This is a genomic window from Actinosynnema sp., assembly GCF_052038725.1.
The window spans coordinates 1-4,867 of record NZ_JBQGCX010001131.1 but is presented as its reverse complement, the minus strand read 5'-3'; the positions used below and the strand labels follow the sequence as shown (position 1 = coordinate 4,867).

Below are 4,867 nucleotides of genomic sequence, written 5' to 3'. Positions count from 1 at the left end.
GCGTACGCGCCCTGCACCAGCAGCGCCCCCGCCGCCCGGTCCGCCTTCAGGTCCACCCGCGCGACCAGCCGCCCGTCCAGCAGGAACGGGAACACGTAGTACCCGTGCACCCGCTTCGCCTCGGGCACGTAGATCTCGATGCGGTACCGGAACCCGAAGATCCGCTCGGTGCGCGCCCGCTCCCACACCAGCGGGTCGAACGGGCACAGCAGCGCCCGACCGGTCACCTTCCGGGGCGTCGCCGCGCCCACGTGCCGGTACGCGGGCGCCGCCCAGCCCTCCACCTCGACCGGCTCCAGCTCCCCCGCCTCGACCAGCTCGGCCACCGCCTGCCTGCTGCGCGCGGGCGGCAGCCGGTAGTAGTCCCGCAGGTCGGTCTCGGTCCCCACGCCCAGCGCCCCGGCCGCCCGCGCCACCAGCCCGCGCGCGCCCTCCTCCGGCCCGACCCGCCGCCCGAGCACCTCGGCGGGCACCACCCGCTCGGTCAGGTCGTACAACCGCTCGAACCCGCGCCGGGTCCCCGTGGCCAGCTGCCCGATCGCGAACAGGTACTCGCACATCCGCTTCACCTCGGACCGGTCCCACCACGGCCCGCGCTGCCGCTTCTCCGGCGCGACCAGCGCCCGCTCGATCGCCCCGGCCCCGATCGGCCCCGACTCGGCGACCACCGCCAGGATGTCCGCCACCAGTTCGGGCGAGTCCTCGACGAGCTTGCCGTAACCGGCCCACCACCCCCTCCTCTTCGCGCCGGAGTGCACCAGCGGCCAGTCCTCCACCGGGACCAGGCTGGCCTCGTGCGCCCACGCCTCGACCAGCAGCCGGGGCTTGCGCGCGCTGGGCGTCCACGCGGCGTCGTCGAGCAACCCGACCGGGTAGTCCCCCAACCTGCTGAACACGGGCATGTAGTGCGCCCGCACCGCCACGTTGACCGAGTCGAGCTGGAGCAGCTTGGTCCGGCCGAGCACCCGCTGCAGGTGCCTGCGCGTGGGCGCCGCCGGTCGGGGGTCGGCGAAGCCCTGCGCCGCCAGTGCGGTCAGGCGTGCGGTGTCCGCGCTCATCGTCTGCACCCGCCGCATCGTGCCGGCGGGGGCCGACAAATCGGCCCGCGGGCTGATCACTAGGGTGCCCGGCATGGCCGAAGCAGCGGTGCGCCCCGCGACGACCGACGACGTGCCGGAGATCGCCCGCGTCCACCGCGACACCTGGCGGACCGGGTTCGCCAAGATCCTCCCCGCCGAGGTGCTGGACGGCATCGACGTCGCCGAGACCGCCGCGGTCTGGGCGGAGGCGGTGGACCGGGGCCAGGTGCTGGTGGCGACCGAGGGCGACTGGCTCGTCGGGTTCTGCGCGGTGGGCATCGCCCCGCAGGAGGAGTTGGCGGACGCCCAGGGCGTGGTCCCGGACGACGCCGCCACCACCGCGCTGGTGTCGACGCTGCTGGTCGAGCCCCGCTGGGGACGGCGCGGGCATGGCGGCAGGCTGCTGGCCCGCGCCTGCGAGCTGCTCGTGGAGGGCGGCGTGACCAGGGGCGTCGCCTGGGTCCCCGAGGCGAACCTGCCCCTGGTGTCGTTCTACGCGAAGCGCGGCTGGGGCGCGGACGGCACGGTGCGCACCCTGGACGCCTCCGGTCGCCCGGTCCGGGAGCTGCGGCTGTCCGGCTCGCCAAACCTCGACGAGGAAGTCGTTACCGGTCTGTAGTCTGGGCGTGGTGCTGGGGTGGTTGCTGCTGACTTTCGGCGTCGCGGTCGGTTCCGCGCTGATGCCGCTGATCAGCGTCGAGCTGTTCGTGATCGGGCTGGTGACGCAGCAGCCGGACATCTCGTGGTGGTGGATCGCGCTCGCCGTCGCCCCCGGTCAGGTGCTGGGCAAGCTGGTGTACTTCCTGGCCGCCAGGGGCTCGCTGCACCTGCCCGCGTTCCTCAAGCCCGCCGAGCGCCCCGACCGTCCGGTGAAGCCGTGGCGGGTGAGGTGGCGGGCCCGGTTGGAGGCGGTGCGGGCGCGCTGCCACCGGCACCCGCACTGGATGTTCGGCACGCACGCGGTCAGCTCGCTGCTCGGGCTGCCGCCGTTCATGTTCAGCACGGTCCTGGCCGGGCTCGCGGGCATGTCCACCGCGCTGTTCCTGGCGACCGGCGTGGTCGGCCGGTTCGTGCGGTTCAGCGTGCTGGCCGCCTCCCCCGCCGCCCTCTCGGGCTTCCTGCACCCCTGAGCAGGCCCCGCTGAAGGAGCCCTGGACAGCACGATGCCCCGATCAGGTCGGGGATCGACCCGATCGGGGCAAGCGGCACTACTTCGCGGTGACGTCCTGGTAGAGCCCGATGGCCGTGCGCATGGTGTCGCGCGCCCGTCCCCGGTCACCGGCCAGGTCGTAGGCCTGGGCCAGCAGGAACCACGGCCGCCAGTCCTGCGGCGCGGCCTCGACGTCGGCCTTGCGCCGCTCGAACCACTCGTCGGCGGCCTCCCGCTCGACCCGCCCGGACGGCATCCTCGGCAGCTCGGACAGGTCGGGCAGCGCGCCCTGCTCGTCCAGCTCCCGCGCCATGGCCTCGGTGGCGAACCCGAACCGCAGGTTCGACCACACCACCCACACCCCGATCACCGGCATGATCAGCACGCCGACGCCCAGGGCGATCCCGACCGGCTCGCCGCTGCCCAGCAGCGCGACCGCGCGCCCGCCCAGCAGGACGAAGTAGACCACCAGCGCGGCGATGGCGATCATCGCCGCGGTGCGGGCCCTCACAGGTCCAGGTACTTGTCGAGTCCGACCGACAGGCCGGGGTGGTCGAACACCGACCGCACGCCCAGCAGGACGCCCGGCATGAACGAGGACCGGTGCAGCGAGTCGTGCCGCAGGGTCAGCGTCTCGCCCTCGGTGCCGAAGACGACCTCTTGGTGGGCGATCATCCCGGCGATCCGCAGCGAGTGCACCCGGACCCCGTCGACCTGCGCCCCGCGCGCCCCGTCCAGCTCCTGGGTGGTGGCGTCGGGCATCGCGTCGACCCCGGCGGCCTCGCGGGCGCGGGCGATGAGCTGCGCGGTGTGCGCGGCCGTGCCCGAGGGCGCGTCGGCCTTGCGCGGGTGGTGCAGCTCGATGACCTCGGCCGAGTCGTAGTACTTCGCGGCCAGCTCGGCGAACCGCATGGTCAGCACCGCGCCGATCGCGAAGTTCGGCGCGAACAGCACGCCGGTGCCCGGCTCGTCGCCGAGCCACCCGGCGATCTCGCCGAGCCTCGCCGGGTCGAGCCCGGAGGTGCCGACGACGGCGTGGACGCCGTTCTCGACGCAGAACCGGACGTTGGCCATGACCGCGTCGGGGTGGGTGAAGTCGACCGCGACCTCGACCCCGGCGTCGGTGAGCGCGGACAGCGGGTCGTCCGGGACGAGCTCGGCCGCGACGACCAGGTCGGCCGCCGCGCCGACGGCCTTGACGACCTCGCCGCCCATCCGGCCCCGTGCCCCGATCACGCCGACCCGGATCGGATCGGCGGCAGAACGCTGACTCAAGAGATCACCTCGTGCACCTGGTGCGGCAAGTCCTCGATCGAATCGTAGGGACCGACCACGGCGGCGGCGACGGGGCGTCGCAGCAGCTCGGCGGCCAGCTCCGCGACCTCGGCGGAGGTCACCGCGTCGACCCGCTCCAGGGTCTGCTCCACGGACAGGTAGTCGCCGTAGTTCAGCTCGCCCTTGCCGACGCGGGACATCCGGGAGCCGGTGTCCTCCAGGCCCAGCACCATCGCCCCGCGCAGCTGCCCCTTGGCCCTGGCGATCTCGGCGTCGGTGAGCCCGTTCGCCACGACCTCGGCCAGCACGTCCCGGATCACGCCCGCCACGTCGCCGAGCCGGTCGGGCTGGCAGCCCGCGTAGACCGACCACGTCCCGGTGTCCGCGTAGGACCCGACGGACGAGTACACCTGGTACGCGAGCCCGCGCCGCTCCCTGACCTCCTGGAACAGCCGCGAGCTCCTGCCGCCGCCGAGCGCCGCGTTCAGCACGTTGAGCGCGAACCGCCGCTCGTCGTGCCGGTCGAGCGCCCGCACGCCCAGCATGAGGTGCGCCTGCTCGGTGTCGTCGCTGTGCAGCACCAGCCGGTCGACCGGGTCGACGCGCACCTCGCCGCCGCGCGGGGGCACGGGCGTGCCGGGCACGTCCAGCAGCCGCTCGCCGACGCGCTCGCGCGCCAGCTCCAGCACCCGCTCGTGGTCGACGTTGCCCGCCGCCGAGAGCACCATGCTGGGCAGCGAGTAGCGGCCCCGGTAGAACGCGTACAGCGCGTCGCGGTCCATGTCCGTGATGGACTGCTCGCTGCCCAGCACGGAGCGGCCGAGCTCGTGGCCGCCCATGAGGGCTTCGAGGAACGCGTCGTGCAGCAGGTCCTCGGGGTCGTCGTCGCGCATGGCGATCTCCTCCAGGACCACGCCGCGCTCGGTCTCGAAGTCGCGCTGCTCGCACAGCGCGTCGAAGACCACGTCGCACACCAGGTCGACCGCCAGCGGCAGGTCGGAGTCCAGGACGTGCGCGTAGTAGCAGGTGTGCTCCTTGGCGGTGAACGCGTTCAGCTCGCCGCCGACGGCGTCGATCTCCTCGGCGATGGCCGCCGCCGTGCGCCGCGCGGTCCCCTTGAACAGCAGGTGCTCCAGGTAGTGCGCCGCGCCCGCGACCTCGGGGGCCTCGTCGCGCGAGCCGACCTGCACCCAGAGCCCCACGGCGGCCGAGCGCGCGCCGGGGATGTGCTCGGTGATCACCCTCAGCCCGGACGGGAGCAGGGTGCGCCGCACCACCACGCCCGACGGGCTCTCCTCCAGCAGCTCGGTCACACCCCGCCCAAGCGGACGGGGGCCGGGGGGCCCCGGGGCCCCCGGCCGCC

General features: G+C 74.1%; 6 protein-coding genes. 2 read left to right on the top strand and 4 right to left on the bottom strand.

Annotation, left to right across the window (positions count from 1 at the left end; all coding sequences use genetic code 11):
- Window positions 1-1,076, bottom strand: a 1,076-nt coding sequence (locus ACTUAL_RS23860; protein WP_440901817.1) for a winged helix-turn-helix domain-containing protein, incomplete at its 3' end; no start/stop codon positions are given.
- 55 nt (window positions 1,077-1,131) lie between these two features.
- Here ACTUAL_RS23860 and ACTUAL_RS23855 point away from each other — a divergent pair.
- On the top strand, window positions 1,132-1,698 hold the full coding sequence (locus ACTUAL_RS23855) for an N-acetyltransferase family protein (RefSeq protein WP_440901816.1): 567 nt from the start codon (window positions 1,132-1,134) through the stop codon (window positions 1,696-1,698).
- Between the two features lie 10 nt (window positions 1,699-1,708).
- Window positions 1,709-2,209, top strand: coding sequence for a hypothetical protein (locus ACTUAL_RS23850; protein WP_440901815.1), 501 nt, complete (start codon window positions 1,709-1,711; stop codon window positions 2,207-2,209).
- 78 nt (window positions 2,210-2,287) lie between these two features.
- Here ACTUAL_RS23850 and ACTUAL_RS23845 read toward each other — a convergent pair whose 3' ends face one another.
- Genes ACTUAL_RS23845 through ACTUAL_RS23835 form a run of 3 tightly spaced genes read right to left on the bottom strand, consistent with a single transcriptional unit; the run spans window position 2,288 to window position 4,817 of the window.
- Complete coding sequence (locus ACTUAL_RS23845; protein WP_096496512.1) at window positions 2,288-2,740, bottom strand: hypothetical protein; 453 nt, start codon at window positions 2,738-2,740, stop codon at window positions 2,288-2,290.
- Window positions 2,737-3,504: a 4-hydroxy-tetrahydrodipicolinate reductase gene (dapB, locus tag ACTUAL_RS23840; protein ID WP_440901814.1), complete on the bottom strand. Its 768-nt coding sequence runs from the start codon at window positions 3,502-3,504 to the stop codon at window positions 2,737-2,739. Before dapB ends, ACTUAL_RS23845 begins: the two co-directional genes overlap by 4 nt.
- A complete protein-coding gene (locus tag ACTUAL_RS23835; RefSeq protein ID WP_440901813.1) occupies window positions 3,501-4,817 on the bottom strand; it encodes a M16 family metallopeptidase in 1,317 nt (438 codons plus the stop codon). The genes dapB and ACTUAL_RS23835 overlap by 4 nt, the downstream gene beginning before the upstream one ends.
- Between the last annotated feature and the right edge of the window lie 50 nt (window positions 4,818-4,867).